The organism is Maricaulis sp. CAU 1757, assembly GCF_054482675.1.
Genome location: NZ_JBTLRI010000003.1, coordinates 25,019 through 44,036, shown reverse-complemented (window position 1 = coordinate 44,036; position 19,018 = coordinate 25,019). Strand labels below are relative to the sequence as shown.

At 66.1% G+C, this 19,018-nt stretch carries 20 protein-coding genes; 10 read left to right on the top strand and 10 right to left on the bottom strand.

The features are described 5' to 3' along the window. Positions 1-19 precede the first annotated feature (19 nt). From ACXYMR_RS09205 to ACXYMR_RS09195, 3 genes are read right to left on the bottom strand one after another with little or no spacing between them, the layout of a single operon-like run. On the bottom strand, positions 20-622 hold the full coding sequence (locus tag ACXYMR_RS09205) for a response regulator (protein WP_458942566.1): 603 nt from the start codon (positions 620-622) through the stop codon (positions 20-22). Beyond that, positions 616-1,752 carry a sensor histidine kinase gene (locus ACXYMR_RS09200; RefSeq protein ID WP_458942565.1) on the bottom strand — a complete coding sequence of 379 codons (1,137 nt, stop codon included), beginning with the start codon at positions 1,750-1,752 and terminating at the stop codon, positions 616-618. The genes ACXYMR_RS09205 and ACXYMR_RS09200 overlap by 7 nt, the downstream gene beginning before the upstream one ends. Next, complete coding sequence (locus tag ACXYMR_RS09195; RefSeq protein ID WP_458942564.1) at positions 1,749-2,348, bottom strand: DUF7010 family protein; 600 nt, start codon at positions 2,346-2,348, stop codon at positions 1,749-1,751. Before ACXYMR_RS09195 ends, ACXYMR_RS09200 begins: the two co-directional genes overlap by 4 nt. A 180-nt stretch (positions 2,349-2,528) precedes the next feature. Between ACXYMR_RS09195 and ACXYMR_RS09190 the strand changes: the two genes are divergently transcribed. The 8 genes from ACXYMR_RS09190 to ACXYMR_RS09155 all read left to right on the top strand — a co-directional run bounded on the left by ACXYMR_RS09190 (position 2,529) and on the right by ACXYMR_RS09155 (position 8,872). Then, positions 2,529-2,831, top strand: coding sequence for an aa3-type cytochrome c oxidase subunit IV (locus ACXYMR_RS09190; protein ID WP_458942563.1), 303 nt, complete (start codon positions 2,529-2,531; stop codon positions 2,829-2,831). A 93-nt stretch (positions 2,832-2,924) separates the two neighbouring features. Next, a complete protein-coding gene (locus ACXYMR_RS09185) occupies positions 2,925-4,055 on the top strand; it encodes a Re/Si-specific NAD(P)(+) transhydrogenase subunit alpha (RefSeq protein ID WP_458942562.1) in 1,131 nt (376 codons plus the stop codon). 30 nt (positions 4,056-4,085) lie between these two features. Continuing rightward, positions 4,086-4,577, top strand: coding sequence for a hypothetical protein (locus ACXYMR_RS09180; protein ID WP_458942561.1), 492 nt, complete (start codon positions 4,086-4,088; stop codon positions 4,575-4,577). 29 nt (positions 4,578-4,606) lie between these two features. Continuing rightward, entirely contained in the window at positions 4,607-4,927 is a 321-nt protein-coding gene (locus tag ACXYMR_RS09175) for an NAD(P) transhydrogenase subunit alpha part 2 (protein ID WP_458942560.1), read from the top strand. A 3-nt stretch (positions 4,928-4,930) separates the two neighbouring features. Further along, a complete protein-coding gene (locus ACXYMR_RS09170; protein WP_458942559.1) occupies positions 4,931-6,334 on the top strand; it encodes an NAD(P)(+) transhydrogenase (Re/Si-specific) subunit beta in 1,404 nt (467 codons plus the stop codon). 23 nt (positions 6,335-6,357) lie between these two features. Then, positions 6,358-6,798, top strand: a complete 441-nt coding sequence (locus ACXYMR_RS09165) for a DUF3995 domain-containing protein (RefSeq protein ID WP_458942558.1) — start codon at positions 6,358-6,360, stop codon at positions 6,796-6,798. 86 nt (positions 6,799-6,884) lie between these two features. Further along, a complete protein-coding gene (locus ACXYMR_RS09160) occupies positions 6,885-7,886 on the top strand; it encodes a hypothetical protein (RefSeq protein WP_458942557.1) in 1,002 nt (333 codons plus the stop codon). Beyond that, positions 7,883-8,872 (top strand): peptidoglycan-binding protein, encoded by a 990-nt coding sequence (locus tag ACXYMR_RS09155; protein ID WP_458942556.1) that lies wholly within the window; start codon positions 7,883-7,885, stop codon positions 8,870-8,872. The genes ACXYMR_RS09160 and ACXYMR_RS09155 overlap by 4 nt, the downstream gene beginning before the upstream one ends. 3 nt (positions 8,873-8,875) lie before the next feature. On the opposite strand, the gene ACXYMR_RS09150 is transcribed toward ACXYMR_RS09155, so the two are convergent. The 3 genes from ACXYMR_RS09150 to ACXYMR_RS09140 form a co-directional block, all read right to left on the bottom strand. Continuing rightward, a complete protein-coding gene (locus ACXYMR_RS09150) occupies positions 8,876-9,184 on the bottom strand; it encodes a CcdB family protein (protein WP_458942555.1) in 309 nt (102 codons plus the stop codon). After that, the gene (locus ACXYMR_RS09145) at positions 9,185-9,430 is read right to left on the bottom strand and encodes a type II toxin-antitoxin system CcdA family antitoxin (protein ID WP_458942554.1); all 246 of its coding nucleotides are present in this window, start codon (positions 9,428-9,430) and stop codon (positions 9,185-9,187) included. A gap of 66 nt (positions 9,431-9,496) precedes the next feature. Continuing rightward, the gene (locus tag ACXYMR_RS09140) at positions 9,497-10,396 is read right to left on the bottom strand and encodes an alpha/beta hydrolase (RefSeq protein WP_458942553.1); all 900 of its coding nucleotides are present in this window, start codon (positions 10,394-10,396) and stop codon (positions 9,497-9,499) included. A gap of 189 nt (positions 10,397-10,585) precedes the next feature. Between ACXYMR_RS09140 and rpmE the strand changes: the two genes are divergently transcribed. Continuing rightward, complete coding sequence (gene rpmE, locus ACXYMR_RS09135) at positions 10,586-10,804, top strand: 50S ribosomal protein L31 (protein ID WP_458942552.1); 219 nt, start codon at positions 10,586-10,588, stop codon at positions 10,802-10,804. Positions 10,805-10,889: 85 nt separating this feature from the next. On the opposite strand, the gene ACXYMR_RS09130 is transcribed toward rpmE, so the two are convergent. Beyond that, complete coding sequence (locus ACXYMR_RS09130; protein WP_458942551.1) at positions 10,890-13,547, bottom strand: M14 family metallopeptidase; 2,658 nt, start codon at positions 13,545-13,547, stop codon at positions 10,890-10,892. Positions 13,548-13,711: 164 nt separating this feature from the next. Between ACXYMR_RS09130 and ACXYMR_RS09125 the strand changes: the two genes are divergently transcribed. After that, the gene (locus tag ACXYMR_RS09125; RefSeq protein ID WP_458942550.1) at positions 13,712-14,404 is read left to right on the top strand and encodes a Crp/Fnr family transcriptional regulator; all 693 of its coding nucleotides are present in this window, start codon (positions 13,712-13,714) and stop codon (positions 14,402-14,404) included. Here the strand turns inward: ACXYMR_RS09125 and ACXYMR_RS09120 are convergent. The 3 genes from ACXYMR_RS09120 to ACXYMR_RS09110 form a co-directional block, all read right to left on the bottom strand. Then, positions 14,333-16,219: a tetratricopeptide repeat-containing protein gene (locus ACXYMR_RS09120; protein WP_458942549.1), complete on the bottom strand. Its 1,887-nt coding sequence runs from the start codon at positions 16,217-16,219 to the stop codon at positions 14,333-14,335. The genes ACXYMR_RS09125 and ACXYMR_RS09120 overlap by 72 nt on opposite strands. A gap of 31 nt (positions 16,220-16,250) precedes the next feature. Further along, positions 16,251-16,856, bottom strand: coding sequence for a hypothetical protein (locus tag ACXYMR_RS09115; RefSeq protein ID WP_458942548.1), 606 nt, complete (start codon positions 16,854-16,856; stop codon positions 16,251-16,253). A 97-nt stretch (positions 16,857-16,953) separates the two neighbouring features. After that, on the bottom strand, positions 16,954-18,975 hold the full coding sequence (locus ACXYMR_RS09110) for a TIR domain-containing protein (RefSeq protein WP_458942547.1): 2,022 nt from the start codon (positions 18,973-18,975) through the stop codon (positions 16,954-16,956). Positions 18,976-19,018: the final 43 nt, after the last annotated feature.

The window sequence follows — 19,018 nt, the reverse complement described above, 5'->3', positions numbered from 1 at the left end:
TAGCAAAACCCCCGATTCGTCACAACCAGCCGCGCTCGCGGGCCAGCCGGGCCGCCTCGATACGGTTGCTGGCGCCGAGCTTGAAAATGGCGCTGTGCAGGTAGTTCCGGACCGTTCCACGGGCCAGGCCCTCGGCCTCGGCGATCGCCGTACTGGTCATGCCGGCCTCGGCCAGCCGCAACAGGCGGCGCTCGCTGTCGGTCAGCGGGTCGGCCTCGCTCCAGGCGCGTTCGGCGAGGCCCGGTGCAATCACCCGCTCGCCGGCTGCCACCTTGCGCACCGCCGAGCCGAGTTCGCCCGACGGCGTGTCCTTGAGCACATAGCCACTGACGCCCGCCTCCAGGGCCCGGCGCAGATAGCCGGCCCGGTCAAATGTGGTGACGATTAGAATCCGGGTCTTTGCCTGCCGCCGCTGCAGCTGCGCCGCCACTTCCAGCCCGGTCAATTCCGGCATCTCGATATCGGTTAGCAGCACGTCCGGCTGCAGTCGCGACACCAGGTCCAGCGCCTCGCGACCGGTCTCCGCCTGGCCGACGATCTCGATATCGCTTTCCAACCCGAGCAGGGTCGCCAGCGCGTCGCGCAGCAGGCCCTGGTCCTCGGCAATCACCACACTCAGCACGCCGTCTCCTCCCAATGCACCTGCAGCCCCGTACCGCGGCCCTCGAGGCCGTCAACCAGGCTCAGCTGCAGCCCGATATCCTCCAGCCGCTCGCGCAGCCCGTCCAGCCCCCGGCCTTGGAAGCGCGCCCCGCCGAGCCCGTCATCGCGCAGGGTCAGCCGGCCGCAACCTTGGTCCCCGTCGAGAACCAACTCCGCGCGCTTAGCAGCGGCGTGGCGCAAGATATTTGTCACCCCTTCGCGCACCACCATGGCCAGTCCCGCCTCGGCTCGTGCTGGGACAATGGCGGCGCCGAGATCGATCCGCGTGGCGAGCCCGGCCGCCTGCAATTGCCCCATCGCCTCGCGCGCCTCATCCGTGAGGGATCGCTGGCGTAATCCGGTCACCGCCTCGCGCACTTCGCCCAGCGCATTACGACTGATCGTCTCGATCGCCCGGATCTCCGCCCGCGCGCGCTCAGGGTCGGCGTCAAACAGACGGTTGGCGAGGTCGGCCTTCAAGGTGACCAGGGACAGGGTATGGCCGAGCAGGTCATGCAAATCACGAGCGATGCGCTGGCGCTCCGCATCGGCCGCCAGGCTGGCCGCCAGCGCCTCGCGATCCTCCGCCTCGGCATCCCGGTCCTCCTGCGTGCCGGCCCAGGCCGAGGCCGCCGCCACCATCACGCCGAACGCCAGGACGGCGGCGAGATAGCCCGGCGGCATGCCGATCCACAGGGCGCCGGCCGGGGCCGCCACCGCCCACACGCCCAGACCGACCCAGCGCTCCCGCGCCACCCGCATCCGGCCCAGCATGGCTGCCGCATAGACCAGGAAGACCGAGGCCGCGAAATTGATCGGCATCAGGGCCAGGCCGATCACCAGGCTGATCGTGGCGCCGACCAGGGCCGTGCGGTCGCGCCGCCACATGGCGATGACATAGACCCCCAGAAAGACCGCCACCGCCGCGACGGTCAGCAGCACCTCGGCGCGCTCGGGCGTCTGCAGCGTCCAAGGGAACAGCAGGAAGCCGAGATAGGCCAGGTGCAGCCAGGGCCGCTGCGGCGACAGCCCAGCGACCCAGCGGCGCCAGCCGGCGCCGGCCGGACCCGCAGCATGCGGACCCGGCCGAGGTTTCTTCTGATCTGTCACGCCACCCCCATGACCTGGACGGTTTCACCCGCCCCACGATTACGACGGATGCGACCGATTTCCCAACGGATGCCCGCAGCCGCGGCCAGGTAGAGTGCGGCCATGGCCAGCGGGACGGCCTCCAGGCGCAGCTCTGGCAGGGCGAAGAACAGCACGGTCGCGGCGATCACCCGGGCGGCACCGTGGATGATGCAGACCCGGCTGCCATAGGCCCAGCCGATCAGTGGCCAGTGCAGCGACATGCCGATGGCAAGCGACAGCACGGTGGCCTCCGGCATCGCGCCCATGATCAGGAAGTGCAGCGGCCACAGCGCGTTGATCCCGAAGATGGCCAGCATGACCACGCCGGACAGCGGCGACTTGGATTTCATGAACGGGCTGCGCAGCGGCTTTTGCAGCAAGAGACCGAGCGGGAAGATGGCTCCGGACAGGGCTGCCGCCCAGAACGCCCATTGCGCCACCTCCATCTGGCCGGCCAGGACCGCCAGCACGATCCAGTAGATGGCGCCAGCCACCGGCAGCGAAACGCCGCCCCCGGCATCAAGCAGATACTGGTGCTGGACCTGGCGAAGTTCGGTTTTGAAATCGGATTGCATGACAGCCTCATCGGTTTGCTTGACCGGAGAATGGCTGATCAACCGTACCAGCGGCAGAAACCGCTTTCACCCATCTTTCATGACACCTGTCATGTCCTGCGACAGTCCGCATCTTGGCGCATCGGGCGGCCCGTGCTATCGCCTCCCGCAGATCGCATCTTTTTGACAGGGGTTGCAGCCATGGCAGCTGATCACGTTCGCGGCGAGATGGATGTTTCGCACCACAAGAGCACCTATGACGGTTTCATGGCGGTGTCGCTTTGGAGCTCGCTGATCATCGGCCTTTCGGTTCTCTACATGACCCTCGTGTTCGCGGTCGGCACGGACTGGTTGGGCTCGCTCATCGGCGTCACCATTGCCGGTGTCGTCGCCGGCCTGGTGCTGAAGATGAAGGCCGCCTGGTACGCCACCGTGGCCGGCATGTTCATCCTGACCCTGATCTCCGGCGGCATCGTCATGCTGTTCGGCGCGGCAATCGGCTGAATTCCCCGACTTCAATAGAATTTGGGTGGGGGCCTTTCCCTGCCCGTCGAATTCAAGCATCGTGTCCCCCGGTCACCAGCACGGCGGGACGAGATGCGAATTGCCATTCTGAAAGAACGACATGCGGGCGAGACCCGCGTCGCGGCCACACCCGAGACGGTGAAGAAATACGTCGCGGCGGGCCATCAGGTCCGGATTGAGAAGGGCGCCGGCCTCGCCGCCGCCATCACCGATAAGGCCTTCCAGGACGCCGGCGCCGAGGTCGGCACCGCCGCGGCCACGCTGAAGGGCGCCGAGGCCCTGTTCGCGGTGCGCGCGCCCGACGACGCCACCCGGGCCAAGCTCAAGGGCGTCCTGCTCGTCGCCCACCTCGAACCGCATGGCAATAAGGAACGCGCGACCGCCCTGGCCGACGCCGGCATCGATGCACTGGCCATGGAATTCGTGCCCCGCATCACCCGGGCCCAGGCCATGGACGCCCTGTCGAGCCAGGCCAATCTCGCCGGCTACCGCTCGGTCATCGAGGCCGCCCATCTGTACGGCCGCGCCTTCCCGATGATGATGACCGCTGCCGGCACCGTTGCCCCGGCCAAGGCCTTCATCATGGGCGTCGGCGTCGCCGGGCTGCAGGCCATCGCCACGGCCCGCCGCCTCGGGGCCATCGTCACCGCCACCGACGTCCGCCCGGCGGTCAAGGAACAGGTCGCCTCGCTCGGCGCCAAGTTCATTGCCGTCGAGGACGAGGAGTTCAAGCAGGCCGAGACGGCCGGTGGCTACGCCAAGGAAATGTCCAGGGAATACCAGGCCAAACAGGCCGAACTTGTGGCCAGCCACATCGCCAAGCAGGACATCGTCATCACCACCGCCCTGATCCCCGGGCGGCCGGCGCCGAAACTGGTCTCGAAAGCCATGGTGGACAGCATGAAGCCCGGCTCGGTCATCGTCGACCTCGCTGCTCCGACCGGCGGCAATTGCGAGCTCACCAGGGCCGACGAGATCGTCGACCACAACGGCGTCAAGGTGATTGGTTTTGCCAATCTTCCGGGACGCCTCGCGGCCGACAGCTCCGCACTTTACGCCAAGAACCTGGCCAATCTCCTGCCGCTCCTGGTCGATGATGAGGGCAACAGGGCACCGCACTGGGATGACGAGGTCATCCAGGGCATGGCACTCACCCGGGACGGCAAGATCGTGCATCCCAGCCTGGCCAGGGAAGACGCCTGAGTTGAAATCCTGACATTAAGGGAGGGAAACATGCGTGTAGTGTGTGCTTTGATCGCTTCGGTCCTGCTGTTCGCCGGAACCGCCGAAGCCCAGTCCATGACCCGGCCGCCGGCGGCGCAACAGCGCGTACAACTGCCGGCCCAGGTCCAGGTCCAGATCCCCGACCAGTTGCTGCAGCCCATTCCCGGTCTGACGCGCGAAGCGCCGCAGGCTTATGACTGCACCATTTACTTCATCCATGTCGCCATTGGCGGGATCGGATTTACCTGCTGGGACCGCGTCGAAGGCGTCAGATACCTGATGACCTTTGCTGATGGCGGCCGGCCCGGCGGGGCCGATACCGCGCTGGAACTGCTGCTGCATTTCCACCACGCCGGGCAGGCCTTGCCGGTCCGCCATATCGCCGCGCGCGACGCCGCGCTATGCCAGCAGATCGGCGCCTACTCGCCGCACCCGCCTCACCCTGCCCTGGACTGCCGCAGCGTGGTGTCCATGGGCGGTCTCATTCCCCGCCAACGCTGAACCTCCAGAAGGCAAGGAGCCCCTCCGCCATGGAAGCCGTTGATCCCGTCATTTTCCGACTGGCGATTTTCGTTCTCGCGATCTTCGTCGGCTATTACGTCGTCTGGTCAGTCACCCCGGCCCTGCACACGCCGCTGATGGCCGTCACCAACGCCATCTCCTCGGTCATCATCGTCGGCGCCCTGCTGGCGGCCACTGCGACGGCAGGGATCGAGGGCGACGGTGAGGGCGGCGCCGGCTTCGCCCGCGGCGTCGGAACGCTCGCCATCGCCCTGGCCAGCGTCAATATCTTCGGCGGTTTCCTGGTCACACGACGCATGCTGGCCATGTACAAGAAAAAGGAGCGCTGAGGCATGTCAGCCAATCTCGCAGCCCTCCTCTACCTGGCCTCCGGCATACTCTTCATCCTCGCCCTGCGGGGCCTGTCGAGCCCGGAGACCGCGCGTCGCGGAAATCTCTTCGGCATGGTCGGCATGGCCATCGCGATTGTCACCACCCTGCTCGCCGTCCAGCTCGACCTGGCCTCGACAGCGCTCATCATCCTCGGCATTGCCGTCGGTGGCGGTGTCGGTGCCGTGATTGCCAAGCGCGTGCCCATGACGGCCATGCCGCAATTGGTGGCGGCCTTCCACTCGCTGGTCGGCATGGCCGCCGTTCTGGTCGCCGCCGCCGCGCTCTACGCCCCGGAAGCCTTCGGCATCGCCGGCCCGCTGGGCAAGCTGAAGGGCCTGTCCCTGTTCGAGCTGTCGCTCGGCTCGGCCATCGGCGCCATCACCTTTTCCGGCTCGGTCATCGCCTTCGCCAAGCTCAACGGCAACATGTCCGGCGCGCCGATCCTGCTGCCCGTCCGTCATCTCATCAATATCGGCATCGGCGCCTTCATCACGCTGATGATTGTCTTCCTGATGGCCTCCGGCGGTGAAGCCAAGACGGCCTTCTGGCTGATCACCCTGGCCGCCTTCGTGCTCGGCGTGACCCTGATCATCCCGATCGGCGGCGCCGACATGCCGGTCGTGGTATCGATGCTGAATTCCTATTCCGGCTGGGCGGCAGCCGCGCTCGGTTTCACGCTCGAGAACACCGCCCTGCTGGTCACTGGCGCGCTGGTCGGCTCGTCCGGCGCCATCCTGTCCTACATCATGTGCAAGGGCATGAACCGGTCTTTCATCTCCGTCATCCTCGGCGGCTTCGGGGCCGATGGCGCCGCTGCTGCCGAAGCCGGTCCCCAGGGCAATGCCAAACAGGGCTCGGCCGAGGACGCCGCCTTCGTGATGAAGAATGCCGGCAAGGTCATCATCGTGCCCGGCTACGGCATGGCGGTGGCCCAGGCCCAGCATGCCCTCAAGGAAATGGCCGACATGCTCAAGGAGGAGGGCGTCGAGGTTTCCTACGCCATCCACCCCGTCGCCGGCCGCATGCCCGGCCACATGAACGTGCTGCTGGCCGAGGCAAACGTCCCCTATGACGAGGTCTTCGAGCTGGAGGACATCAACTCGGAATTCGCCAATGCCGACGTCGCCTTCGTGATCGGCGCCAATGACGTCACCAATCCGGCCGCCGAGGACGATCCGGCCTCACCGATCTACGGCATGCCGGTCCTGCAGGTCTGGAAGGCGCGCACCGTCTTCTTCGTCAAGCGCTCACTGGGCTCCGGCTATGCCGGCGTTGAGAATCCGCTCTTCTTCCGGGACAATACGATGATGCTGCTGGGCGACGCCAAGAAAATGGCCGAGAGCATCGTCAAGGCGATCGATTGACCGAGGCCGGGGGGCCGCCAGACATGGTCCAGATCATCATCGGGTGGCTGACCTTTGCCATCATGACGGCCATCGCCGCGGTGCACGCCTATTGGGGGTTTGGCGGCCTGTGGCCGGCCGAGACCGAGGTCGAACTGGTGCGCACCGTGATCGGCACGGAAAGCGAGTACATGCCGCCGCCCCAGATGATCTTCATCATCGCCATCCTGCTCTTCGGGGCGGGCGCCATGGCGGTCATGCGCGGCGTCTTCGACTGGGACTTTTTCGTCCTCCTGCGTCTGCCACTGTTCGGTCTTGCCGTGATCTTTCTTGCGCGCGGGCTGATCACCTATATCCCGGGTCTGTTCCCGCCGGCCCTGCAGCCCTTCGGTTCGCTCAATGCCGAGTTCTACTCACCCCTCTGCATCATTCTCGGCCTGGCCTTCGGCTACCTTTCGGTCTCACCGCATCGCAGTGCCCGGTGAGCGACAAACCATTCCCCCTTTGACCTCGCCTCCAAATTGTCCCAATCGAAGGGGAGGAATGGTCGCCGCTGCATGAAGGGGACAACATGCCCACCTATGATCGGGAACAGCCCGTGGAGGACGCGCCGCTGGTGCGCTTCACCGGACCCTGGCGCTACATTATCTGGATGGCGCTGTTCGTCGCCGTGGTCGGCGCCCTCGCCCTGACCCTATACGAGCCGCTGTCGGAAGCTTTCATGGCCAATCCGGCGATCAACGGCCTCATCCTCGGCGTCCTCGTCGTCGGCATCATCTACACCTTTGCCCAGGCGCTCGGCATCGGCCCGGCGGCGCGCTGGCTGATGCGTTTCCGCTCGTCGGAAGACCCGGCCCAGCTGCCGCGTCCGCCCGCCCTGATCGCCCCCATGGCCTCGATGATCAGCCAGACCCGAGGGCGCGTGCACCTGTCTGCCAACTCGGTGCGAACCGTACTCGACTCGGTGGCCGCCCGCATGGCCGAAGCGGGAGCCTTCACCCGCTATTTCGGCCGCCTGCTGATCTTCCTCGGCCTGCTCGGCACCTTCTGGGGCCTGCTCCAGGTGGTCTCCGACGTCGGCCAGGCCGTGCGCGCCGTCACCGAGAGCTCGACCGGCGGCGAGGCCGACGTGCTGCGCCTGATGTCGGCGATCGAGGATCCGATCCAGGGCATGGGCACGGCCTTCGCCTCCTCGCTCTTCGGCCTTGCCGGCTCGCTCGTCATCGGCTTCCTCGACCTGCAGGCCAGCCGCGCCCAGAACCGCTTCTTCAACGAGATCGAGGAATGGCTGTCGACCATCTCCCGCCTGGCCGCGGCTGGTCCGGCCGGCGGTGGCGACGGTGAATCCTCCCCGGCCTATGTCGGGGCACTGCTGGAACAGACCGCCGAAACCCTCGATCGCCTGGCCCACACCCTGGAACGCCATACCCGGCAGCTCGACACCACGCTGCAGCGCTTCGGCGAAGATGCCCGCGCCGGCCAGGAGGAAACCGCCCGCATGCTGCGTGACGAGATCCGCGTCCTGATCCGGGCCCTGCAGTCGCGCGAACGCGGGGGCGGCGACCAGCCATGATGACGTCGCGCCTCGCCCGCTACCAGGACAGCGATGCCGGCGATTACTGGCCGGGCTTCGTCGATGCGTTGGCGACCCTGCTGCTGGTCATCGTCTTCCTGCTGTCGATCTTCGTCGCCGGCCAGTTTGCCCTGTCACGGGCCCTCACCGGCCGCGACGAGCAGCTCGCCAGCCTCAATGCCCAGCTGGCCCAGCTGGCCGACGAGCTCAGCCTCGCGCGCGACGAGAATGCCGAACTGGAACTGACCATCACCGGGCTGGAAACCGAGCGCGACCAGCTCGCCGATGCCTTGGCTTTCGCCACCGGCCAGGCGGAAAGCCTGCGGGCCGACCTGACCGCCCAGGAGGAATTGTCCGACGAGGCGATGCGCGCCCTGGCCCTGCTGAACCAGCAGATGCAGGTCCTGCGCGACCAGATCGCCAGCCTCAATGCCGCCCTCGACGCCGCCGAGGTGCGCGCCGAGGAGGCCGAGGCCCAGGTCATCAATCTCGGCGAACGCCTCAACGCCGCTCTTGCCGAACGCGCCGCGGAGCTGGCCGTCTACCGCTCCGACTTCTTCGGCCGGCTGCGCGAAATCCTCGGCAACCGCACCGGCGTGCGCATCGTCGGCGATCGTTTCGTGTTCGAAACGGACGTGCTCTTCCCGTCAGGATCCGCCGCCCTGTCGAGCGAGGGCCGCGACAGCCTCCGCCCGATCGCCGACGCCATCATCCAGCTGACCGACGAGATTCCGTCCGACATCGAATGGGTCATCCGCATCGACGGCCACACCGACCCGGTCCCGATCCGCACCACCTATCCGTCCAACTGGCACCTCTCCGCCGCCCGGGCCATCTCGGTGGTCAACTGGTTCGAGGATCTCGGCGTCCCCTCTGACCGCTTGGTCGCCGCCGGGTTCGGGGAGCACTACCCGATCGTCGAGGGGCGCTCGGCCGAAGACAATGAGCGCAACCGCCGCATCGAGCTGAAGCTGACCGCGCGCTGAGGGTCAGAACCCCTGGAAAAGGAAGTCGAGTGCCGCGACAATGTCGTCGCGGTGCGTGGCTTCAACATTGTCGACAGTTCGAGCGAAGCGGGACAGCGGGCGGGCTGCAATATCCGTGGTGAGCAAAGTGTAAGAGGAACCTGCGACCTGCAGCACGGGCTTCAAACGATCGTCCGATTCTGCGGATCCGGGCCGAATCGGAACCAGCGGAATCACGACCCGACTGGCCAATTCAGACAGCAGGTTGGCCTGGACGTCGACGACCAGCGCACCGTCCCGGTTCTTCAGCTGGTAGACATCGAACCGCGCCACCTAGTCGTCCTTGTCCCAATGCGGCGTGAAGAACGTCCCCTCCCGCTCAATGCGCTCATTGTGGGCGCGTATGGCATCTGCATTGTCTTTCAGCCAGAGACGCTCTTTCTCCGCTTTCACGGCCGCTTCGATACCTGCTTCTGCGGCGCGCGAGACATTGAGACCCAGAGCTTTGGCTTCCGAAACGGTGTCTTCCCGAACGGTGAGGTTGAGCCGTTTCCGGTTGGGGGGCTGATCGTATCTCATGCTAAACCTGTCAACTGTCCGCAGAAAGCATACACACACATCATCCGCACGTCGATGCGCGCCGCGCTACTCCTCGCCCTCCGCAGGCGGCTCGCCATCCTCGCTCAGATACCAGGGCGCCGGCCCGTAATCCCAGGGCGGGTGCGGGTAGAGCCAACGCAGCGCGTCCAGGGCCGCACCGTGATAGATCGTCGAATGGGTGTCGCTCTCGCTGCGGTCGACATAGCGCACCGCAGGCCCCTCTGCCGTGCCCGCCAGGGCTTCCAGAACCATGTCGAGGCCCGCCTGCATCGTCCCGCCCTCATCGGCCATGCTCAGATAGACCCGGTCGCCGCCGCGGTCGCCGCTCGCGAGATGCCCGGCCGCCTCCCGCGCCACCCGCTGGTCGTCCCACCACAGGCTCGGCGAGATGGCGATCCAGTCGTCAAACAGGTCCGGGGCCTGCAGCAGGGTCTCGACCACGAACAACCCAGCCAGCGATTCCCCCATCAGGGCCCGCCGCTCGCCGGTGCGGTAGGTCGTCTCGATGAAGGGGATGACTTCCTCGGCGATATAGCGCCGGAAGTACTCGGCCCCACCGGCGCCCTCGAAGGCCGAGACATAGCGCGCGTCCTGCGGCGGCGAGGTCAGCTCGCGGGTCCGCGTCTTGGTCTCGATCCCGACCACGATCAACGGCTTGTACTGCCAGGACAGCACGCCGAGCTGGGCCAGCCCGGCAATATGCGGATAGTCCTGCTCCAGTCCGCCATCGAGCACGTAGAGCACGTCATAAGGCGTCTCGCCGTCCTCCCAGCGTGGCGGCAGCCAGACATTGATCGTCCGCTCGGCGCCGAGAATGTCGGAATGCAGAGTGTGGCTGACCCCGAATTCGATCGGTGTCGCCGTCACCGCAGTCTCGTCCTGCGCCGTCGCCGGCACGGTCACACTCATCACCAGCGCCAGGCCGGCCAGTCCGCTTCTGATCATGCAATCCCCCTTGTACAGGGCTCAGACTAGCCCTCGCCCGGCCCCGCGCCCAGACCGTCTCTGCAAGACTCACAGCCCCGCTTGCGAAGCCGACAAGCCTCCTGTATAGGCTCGCCCTCCTGAGTTTATTGAGCTGCGTGCCCGGCTGTGGATCGGTGTGGCGCGGCGGATACAAAGAAAGCCGGACCGATGAAAAAGGATATCCACCCGAACTATCACATGATCAATGTGAAGATGACGGACGGAACCACCTTCCAGACCAAGTCCACCTGGGGCAAGGAAGGCGACACGCTCACCCTCGACATCGACCCGACCTCGCACCCGGCGTGGACCGGCGGCAACCAGCAGATGCTGGACCGTGCCGGCCGCGTCTCGCGCTTCAAGGACAAGTTCAAGGGCTTCGTTTAAGCCGGTCCTGCCAGTGCGGCATGAAATCAGGGCGCGCTCATCTCGAGCGCGCCCTTTTTCGTGCCTGGCTGGAGACCTGTTCGCCTCAGCGGAAGCGCCGCGACCGCGTCGGCCCCAGCACCACGGCATTGAGCAGAAGCAGATCGAGTCCTTCCAGATAGGCCCGCGTCGTCGGCGACTGGGTAAAGGCGACAATCTGTCCGTGGCCGTGCCGTGTGGACAGGACAAACGGCTTGAAAGCCAGCTGCTCGGCATTCTCCGACCATAGATGCCCGCCGGCCACCAGCGTGTCCGGCCCGGCAAAGCGCATGGCGGTATCGGCGACATTGGCGGGCACCGGCGCATAGATGTCCGACCCCGTGACCAAGGCCACCGCCCCGTTCGCATAGCCCGCCGACATCCAGGCGTTTTCGTTGGCCTCCACGCGCACTAGCGCCCCGGGCGCCGTGTCGGGCATGGCGCCCGTCGACGTCACGTGTGCGGCGGCTTCGGCCTCCGAAGTGATAACCGTGCCGTCGACCACACTGCCCTCGCCCCTTCCGGCCTCGCGCGGCGTGTCGGCGGCGCGTTCGCGCTGTACTGCCAAGAGCGGCTCCTCGCCGCCGGCCAGCCAGCGCGTCGCCGTGCCCAGGGCGACCAGAACTCCGCCATCCGACACGAAGCCCTCGAGCGCCTCGCGCCCCGCGCCGCCCAGCGCGGCCTCATAGCCGCCATAGCCGCTCTCCGGCAGGATCAGCACGTCGTAACGGCCGAGGTCCGCATACCCGACCGTGCCGGTCCGGATCACCGCGACCGGCAAGCCGTAGCGCCGTTCCAGAACGTACCGGGTGGCGCCCGCCGAGGTCGGCGATGTTCCGTCATCCCACAGCATGGCCACGCGCGGCGCCTCGATCGGGCGGAAGGCGCTGGAGCCCGGATTTGGCCCATCCTCGGCCCAGCTGTCGGCGAGCCCGGCATACTCAGCGCCGATCTCCGCCGCCAGACGCTCGATCAGCGCATCGAGTCCGTCGTCCGCCGTATGCCGCGGGACCAGGACACTGCCGGCCGGATAGTCCCGGCCACCCATGCGGAATGACTGCTCGCTCGTGCGCATCGGCACGCCCTCGCGGGCCAGGGCCACAACCAGGCGGGCCTGGCCGGCATTGTGCCACGGGATGGCATATCCCCATTGCGCCTCAACGCCTGCGGCAACCCGCTCGATCGCCGCGTTGGCATCCACCCGGCGCGTCTCCAGACTCGGGGCACGGCCACAGCTCACGGCCCCGACATTGGCCATCAGGGGCAGAGACCACGCGGTCACATCATAAAGCTGGTGATCCAGGCCGGCTTCGCGCCGCCGCTCCTGTTCAGCCAGGAAATCGGCCGGCAGAGACGTCGTCGGCTCGAGCAGCGTGCGCGCCAGGCGACCGGCCGGCTGGTCGTAACGCACCAGCAGTGCACCGTCGGGAAAGTCCTGCCCGCAGGCACTGATACCGGTCCGGGTGCGCCCCACCTCGATACCCTGGGCAGCCAGGTTGCGGGCCATGCGCTCCGCCCCCCAGCGATTGCTCGCGAGGTCCAGCAGCGCCGCCTGCGGCCCGTCCACGGCACCGGCAGAGCCACGTATGGCGACGAAATCACTCAGGAAGCGCGCCTTGTTCTCGGCCACCACCTGGGCCGTCGACAGGCTGGCGACGAAATGGTGGTCGACCCCGTCACCATAGGTCAGCACCTCGCCGTTGCGGCGCCGGAAGGCCAGGCCGCGCGCCGAGCCCTGTTCATAGGTCATGGCGATGGCGCCCTGCAGGGTCGGCCACATGTCACCATAGCCGGGATAGAAGGCGTCATAGACCTCGCGGGTGAAATAGTCGTAGCCCAGCCGGTCAAACCAGCGTGCGTGATTGCGCCCGATGCGCTCCTGAGCGGCGCGCTGCTCAGCGGTTATATTGGGATTGAAGGGCTCGGCTGCCGGGGCGAAGAAATAGCTCTCCTCGCCGCCCATCTCGTGCGCATCGACCAGCACAACCGGATACCAGTTCTGGATCGCTTCCACCCGGCCCCGGGTTTCCGGCTGGCTACGCGTGAACCAGTCGCGATTGAGATCGAAGAGGTAGTGATTATAGCGGCCGCCCGGCCATGGCTGGTCGTGCTCGGCGCTATAGCGGTCGTCATCGGCTTCCAGCCCGCGCGCCGCTGAGAACGAGGCCAGGAATCGGGCCCGGCCGTCCGGGTTCTGCGTCGGGTCGATGATGACAATGGTATTTTCCAGGATGGTCTGGACCACCGGGTCGTCTTGCGCCGCCAGCAGGTGATAGGCCGTGCGCAGGCCGGCATCGGTCGAGGATATCTCGTCACCATGCACGCCATAGGAAAGCCAGACCACGGCAGGCGTCGCCTCGATCAGCTCGTTGCGCGCCTCGGCAGTCAGTCCACGGGGGTCGGCAAGGCTCTGCAGATTGGCCTGCAGGCGGTCCAGGCGGGCCATGTTGTCGGCGCTGCTGATTGCCGCGTAGACCAGCGGTCGTCCCTGCCAGCTGCGCGCGTACTCGCGCACCATCATGCGCTCCGGTGCCGCCTCGGCCAGCGCGTACAAATAGTCCACGGCCGCTTCCGGGCCGGTAATCTCGGCACCGAAAGCGTGCCCCAGCGTCTCGACGGGCCCGGGAATGGCCGGGTCATATCGGGCGTCGAGCGGCGATGGTTGGGCCTGGACAGATGCGACGATGGCGAAAATGGCGGTGACCGCCGTAAGGACAATGCGCACGTTGGAATTCCCCCCGAACAGTTTGCCGCTCCAGTAAATCAGGTTTCTTGCGAGAAACGAATGCCTGCAGAGTGTGAAATGCCGGTTCGGCGAGCCCCGAATCATGCTGACCCTGCCAAACCAACCTGTTATTCATCAACATGTTGCTAGCGGGATGTTCGGGCATGGCAATTTTGTCGACGGAAGCGGCCTGGGACGGTGCGCTCGACATCTTCGGTGTGGACGATCAGGCTGCGCGCGCTGGCATGCGCGAGGCGGCGGACATCCGCAAAGTGCCTCCGGGTCGATCGATCATCGCCCAGGATGATGACGACCAGCATGTCTTCTTTCTCCTCGAGGGCGAGGCACGGGTCGTCCTGTTGTCCGAGTCCGGCCAGGAAATCTGGCTCGACGCCTTCGCCGCCGGGACGATTTTCGGTGAGATGGCGGCGCTCACTGGCGCCCCGCGCAGCTCTGAAATCATAGCCGAAAGCGCCTGCTGCCTGGGCGTGTTCTCACACCAGGCCTTCCAGCGCCTCATGCTGGACCATGGTGCCATCGGCTGGGCCCTGTCGCGCACCCTTGCCGACCGGGTCCACAACACGACACAGCGCATGTTCGAATTGTCCGCCCTTTCGGCGCCGGGGCGCGTCTATGCAGAACTCCTGCGGATGGCGGAAACCCTCGAAGACGCCGAACGCCGCATCATTCAGCCCGCACCGTCGATGACCGAGCTCGCACGTCGCGTCAACACAACCCGAGAAACCGCGTCGCGCACAGTCAACGGGCTGGAAAAGCGTGGCCTGCTAAGGCGCAGCGACTCCCGGATCGAGCTCATCGACCCCGATTTCCTGCACCGCCTTCGCGGTCCCGGCTGACAGCGCCCGTCCTCCACCCAGCAGCGAATCCTCGGCAACCGCCCTGAGCGCGTAAAGCGGCACCTCGGGAAGCAGGGAATCGATCTGGGTCTGGCCAACATATTCGCACTGGAACCCGGTCTCGCCGCTGATTGCCAGCACCGCAGCGAAGGCCTCGCTGACAAAGATCGAGCCCGGCGTGGTCACCCCCTCAATGCGAGATGCGATAGCCACCTGGCCACCGAATGGCGACGCGCGGCCCTGCAACGGGTCGAGCCCCTCGTGGACAGGGCCATAATGGCCAGCGATCCGGAGGCCCAGACCCGATGGCAGCTCCAGGGCGTTCAGATCGATGGCGGCAAACGCCCGGCGCAACTCCTCTGCTGCGCGGGCCGCGGCTCCGACCCTTTCGAATGCGAGGAACATCCCGTCGCCCCAACTGTCTGCGTGGCTGGGGGCGGGTGTCTGCGCCCGGCAGATCTGCGCAAGGCGTCCCAATACCGTTTCGACAAAGACCGGGACTTGGTCGTCCGGCACTGTGGTGGAGCCGCGCACGTCCAGGAACAGCATGGCGCGCATCACCGGGCGGAACGCCGCGCCCTTGGCTTCCGGTGCCGGTTGGGCCTTGCCGGACTGTGGTCGCACCTCCCGGACAATCGGGATCCGCACCTGCGGCAGCCCGGTTCGGCGCCAGATTTCCGCGTCACGCGCCGTGCCGCTGCGCGCCGCACTGCCCCGCTCGTCCTGGATCAGGATCTGCAATGGGCTGGCAGCCAGCGCTTCCGACCGGATACGGGTCAGCCCCATCGCGACCGTGCTGGAATAATTGAGATTGAGCTCTGAGACGATACGCCGGTCGCTGGTCATCTCCCGGATACTGTCGGCCGCACCGAGACAGGCTTCGCAGCGTTTCACCCAGGCGTCTCCGAACGGGCGCACCGATGCGTCGATAAAAACGCCTGTCGGAACCGGCAGCACGACAGCGAGCTCGCAACCGGCGCGGAGGCCCGCTTCGGCGATCAGAATGTCAGAGCCCGCAGCCAGGGCGCCATGCAGCACTCCAACGTGCTCGGTCGAAAGGGCGTCCTCGATCTGCTGGTTGAGACGCTCGAGCGTGGCGTTGTCGAGGGCCGTCTTGCCGTCGCCGGACTCGAAGATATGGCCGGCAAAGTGCGCCGGGCGAGGTGGCCCGGCCTGCTCGAGCCAGGCCAGGTCGAGTTGCTTCAGCCGGGCGATGAGACGTAATTGCCTCAGCGTGGTGGCGTGGGCACTGAAATTTTCGGGGTCACGCGAAACGGCCGAAAGGAAAGCCATCTGGGCAGCGCCCGACTGGCCCAGGAGGAGGCTGGCCTCGGCTTGCGATGCGAGCTGGTAGTAGGCCGCTTCCGGCTTGGCGGGCAGGCTGGCACGGCAGCGCTCGACGACCGCGCGGGCCAGGCCTTCTGAGCGCTCGCTTTGGCCGGCCAGAAACGCCATCGTGGCGGCATTGACCCCCGGGTAGTGCCCCCCTGTCCGGGCAAATACATCGACATACTTGTCGGCAGCGGCACGCGCAGCGGCCTTGAAATGAGGCGCGCTGGCCTCGAATGCGAGCGCCTTGAGCAGCCGCGCCCCCAGTGCCATGCAGTCCTCGTCGTGCCTGGCATGGGATAACTGAAAACGCTCATAGTCGGCTTCGGCGCGCTCCAGGGCATTGGAGCGCAGCAGGCACAGCACGGCACGGTGCTTCAGCCAGAGATCGTCCGGTCGCTCTCGAATGCCGTCGAGGCACAGATCATAGGCGCGCGCCAGATCGCCATGATTAAAACGCTCCATGATGATCTGGCGTCGCGTCATTCGGTCCTGCGTCCGGTCGGTAACCGCCTGATCAGTCCGGCGTCACCTTGATCAGCGGATCGATAATCACTCGGGTCGATTGGTTGCCGGCATCCTGAGACGCCTTGATGTAGAGTGCAAATTCATACTTCGCGGCTTCGCTGGCCCGGCACGAAAGCTCGAACGAGTAGGGTTGCTGCCCCGCCCCGTTGAGCTGCAGCCAGGCCAATCCGCAGAATTCCCCGGCGGGAATTTTGCCCTTGAATTTCAGACGCGCTGCCTCGAACCCCCACCCTGGCGAATAGACATGAAAAATCATCCGGGTCGGCACTTGCAAGTCCTGGTCGAAGGGACATGGATTGACGGCACCGCAAGGCTTCCAGTGCCCTGCCAGTGCCTGTTGCACGGCAATGCGGAGGGATCCGGCCGTGGCACCCGGATGGTCATCCACGACCTGCGAGAAGGTCAGCAGAATGGACGAGATCGCCTCGTCGTCGAATACCCCATGACCTTCGTCACTACCGGTGACGACGACAAAACCGTCAATGGCACTGGCGATCAGGCTGATCTGGGTACGCGTAGTCTTGAACCCGCACGCAGCCTGCAGGTCCTCCTGCGGCTTCGTTCCGTCGAATGACTCTCGGTCGATGGCAGCCATGCTGTCCCCCTATTTGCTTTCCCAAACAGCAGAATTTGCAGCGCCCCTCACAGCCGCTGGCAGATTATGCCGGCACATTACACAAACTCCGTACGCCCTATTCCGCGGCGACCCGTTCCAGCGCTTGGTGGAAGAGGTGGCTAGCGCCGGCACCGAGATCGCTTTCGACCGGTGCCAGGTGTTCGACCAATTGCTCAAGCATGTCGCGTGCAGCCTCGAATTCGCCATCGGCCTCCAGCAGGTCGGCCATGAGCAGCGCCGCGCCGGCATAGACCGATGGTCCCTTGCTGGAACTGCGGGCCCAGACACCACTGCGCTCGATCTGCACCATCAGGTGCTGCAGGGTCTCTCGTGCCGATCCGGGCTCACCCAGCGCCGCGAACAGGCGGGCTTCGACCAGCATGGCATGCAGGCGGGTCTCGGCAAATCGCGGCCCGTCCATCCCCTCCCACGCCGAATGGCTCATGAAACCGGTGGCGTCCAGATAGGCATCGCGGGCACGGCCAGCCTGGCCATCGAGCAGGAGGGCCTCGGCCAGCCACAATCTCTGGCGCACGGCGACAAGCCGCCATTCCATGTTCGACGGGTCGTGCTGGACCAGCGCTTCGGCTTCCACCGAGGCGACTTCCAGGATTTCCAGGGCCGCTTCCAATTGCTCCGGTCGGGTGTCTGGTCCGGCCGCGATCAGCAGGCGTGCGAGAGCATAATCCGCGGCCATGGAATCCCGGCGAATGGTCCAGTTCTGCTCCCCCATGAGCCCGGCCTCGTAGAGCGCGATCTGTGCGCGGAGCGCCTCGATGGCCTCATCGACCCGCCCGACATGTTCGGCCGTCAACGCAACCCAGCCATAGGCGTCAGCCACCTCGCTCCAGGCCTGCGCCGAATCCTGGGCCTCGGCCAAGCTCAGCAGGCTTTGCAGGGCCGCCCGCTTGGTTCGGTAAGCCGCCTCCCAATTGCCCTGCCGCGTGTAAACCGCGCCCAGATTGGCCTGCGCATAGGCGACCTCGGTGCGGTACTCCAGATTGTCCGGGTCACGGTCAAGCAGTTGCTGGGACAGGTCACGATACTGGCCCAGTCGTGCCTCGGCCGTCTCCAGATCATTGCGGCCCAGCGCAAAGAACCCGACCCAGAAGGCGCTTTGTGCGTGCTCATAGATGCGCGCCGGAGAGCTCGGCTCGACTTGGTAGATGCGCTCGGTCGCCTGATAGGCGGTCACGAAATGCTCGTAGGCGCCTTCCATGTCGCCGGCGGCGGAATCGATGCGGCCCATGAGATGGAAGGCACGGGCGCGCCGGCCGAGATCATCCGGCATCATCTGGCGATCATTCTGGGCATCGTAATAGTCGATCACCTTGGCTCCCACGGCGTCGAGGACGTCGAGGCGACCGACCGGTTCAAGCTTTATGCGAAGATCACTGAGCATGAATTCTATCAAGTCCTCTGCCTCGGCCTTGCGTCGCTCGGCCTCGGACTGGGCGGAGACCGCAAAGAAGGTCAACGCCATAAGGACTAGCGAAAAGGCGAGGGAGATGACTGTGATGGCAGTCACGCGTCGTTGCCGTCTTTGCGCATCTCGTTGAATTAATTGATCAAGTTTCAGATCAAGCAAGCCTGAAATCAGCTTCAGGAGGCCCAGCCTCCGGCCATCACCGCCCGGCCGGAAGTCGGCCCCGACGGGTTCGCGGACGGTCTCACCCTCCGCCGGACGCAGCAGGACAGGCGGAAAACACGCATCCGCCGTGCCCGCCGCCGCGGCCTCGGGTTCGCCATCTATGATGGCGGCCAGCACCGGTCGATCGGGATTGAGCTCCCGGAACACCCGGATCTCTTCATTCACCCACGGCGACGCCGCGGCGGCCGGGGAGCAGATGACGATCAAGGCGTCGGAACGGCCCAGAGCCTCGCGAACCGAGGCCGACAGGTCGGACGCAGCCGGCAGGTCATCGCGATCACGGAAAATCGGTGTGAGGCGGCGCGGCACCGCCGCTTCACCCCGGCCGCTTCCGGCCAGGCGGCGGGGCAAGCGGTAGCCCTCGAGAGAGCGATGAAGCCAGCGCGCCCAGGACTGGTCCTGATGGCTGTAGCTGATGAATGCGCGATAGCGCTGCGCCTCTGCCATGACCGTCTCCCTTGCCCGGGTCGCATGATGGCGGCGTTGGCCT

Excerpts from the sequence above, each read along its gene's own strand:
- ACXYMR_RS09175 (WP_458942560.1), top strand. The coding sequence starts at position 4,607 with ATGGAAGCCGTTGATCCCGTCATTTTCCGACTGGCGATTTTCGTTCTC.
- ACXYMR_RS09145 (WP_458942554.1), bottom strand. The coding sequence starts at position 9,430 with ATGAGATACGATCAGCCCCCCAACCGGAAACGGCTCAACCTCACCGTT.
- ACXYMR_RS09115 (WP_458942548.1), bottom strand. The coding sequence starts at position 16,856 with ATGGCTGCCATCGACCGAGAGTCATTCGACGGAACGAAGCCGCAGGAG.
- ACXYMR_RS09165 (WP_458942558.1), top strand. The coding sequence starts at position 6,358 with ATGGTCCAGATCATCATCGGGTGGCTGACCTTTGCCATCATGACGGCC.
- ACXYMR_RS09120 (WP_458942549.1), bottom strand. The coding sequence starts at position 16,219 with ATGACGCGACGCCAGATCATCATGGAGCGTTTTAATCATGGCGATCTG.
- ACXYMR_RS09155 (WP_458942556.1), top strand. The coding sequence starts at position 7,883 with ATGATGACGTCGCGCCTCGCCCGCTACCAGGACAGCGATGCCGGCGAT.
- ACXYMR_RS09170 (WP_458942559.1), top strand. The coding sequence starts at position 4,931 with ATGTCAGCCAATCTCGCAGCCCTCCTCTACCTGGCCTCCGGCATACTC.
- rpmE (WP_458942552.1), top strand. The coding sequence starts at position 10,586 with ATGAAAAAGGATATCCACCCGAACTATCACATGATCAATGTGAAGATG.
- ACXYMR_RS09185 (WP_458942562.1), top strand. The coding sequence starts at position 2,925 with ATGCGAATTGCCATTCTGAAAGAACGACATGCGGGCGAGACCCGCGTC.
- ACXYMR_RS09180 (WP_458942561.1), top strand. The coding sequence starts at position 4,086 with ATGCGTGTAGTGTGTGCTTTGATCGCTTCGGTCCTGCTGTTCGCCGGA.
- ACXYMR_RS09125 (WP_458942550.1), top strand. The coding sequence starts at position 13,712 with ATGGCAATTTTGTCGACGGAAGCGGCCTGGGACGGTGCGCTCGACATC.
- ACXYMR_RS09140 (WP_458942553.1), bottom strand. The coding sequence starts at position 10,396 with ATGATCAGAAGCGGACTGGCCGGCCTGGCGCTGGTGATGAGTGTGACC.
- ACXYMR_RS09110 (WP_458942547.1), bottom strand. The coding sequence starts at position 18,975 with ATGGCAGAGGCGCAGCGCTATCGCGCATTCATCAGCTACAGCCATCAG.
- ACXYMR_RS09195 (WP_458942564.1), bottom strand. The coding sequence starts at position 2,348 with ATGCAATCCGATTTCAAAACCGAACTTCGCCAGGTCCAGCACCAGTAT.
- ACXYMR_RS09160 (WP_458942557.1), top strand. The coding sequence starts at position 6,885 with ATGCCCACCTATGATCGGGAACAGCCCGTGGAGGACGCGCCGCTGGTG.
- ACXYMR_RS09190 (WP_458942563.1), top strand. The coding sequence starts at position 2,529 with ATGGCAGCTGATCACGTTCGCGGCGAGATGGATGTTTCGCACCACAAG.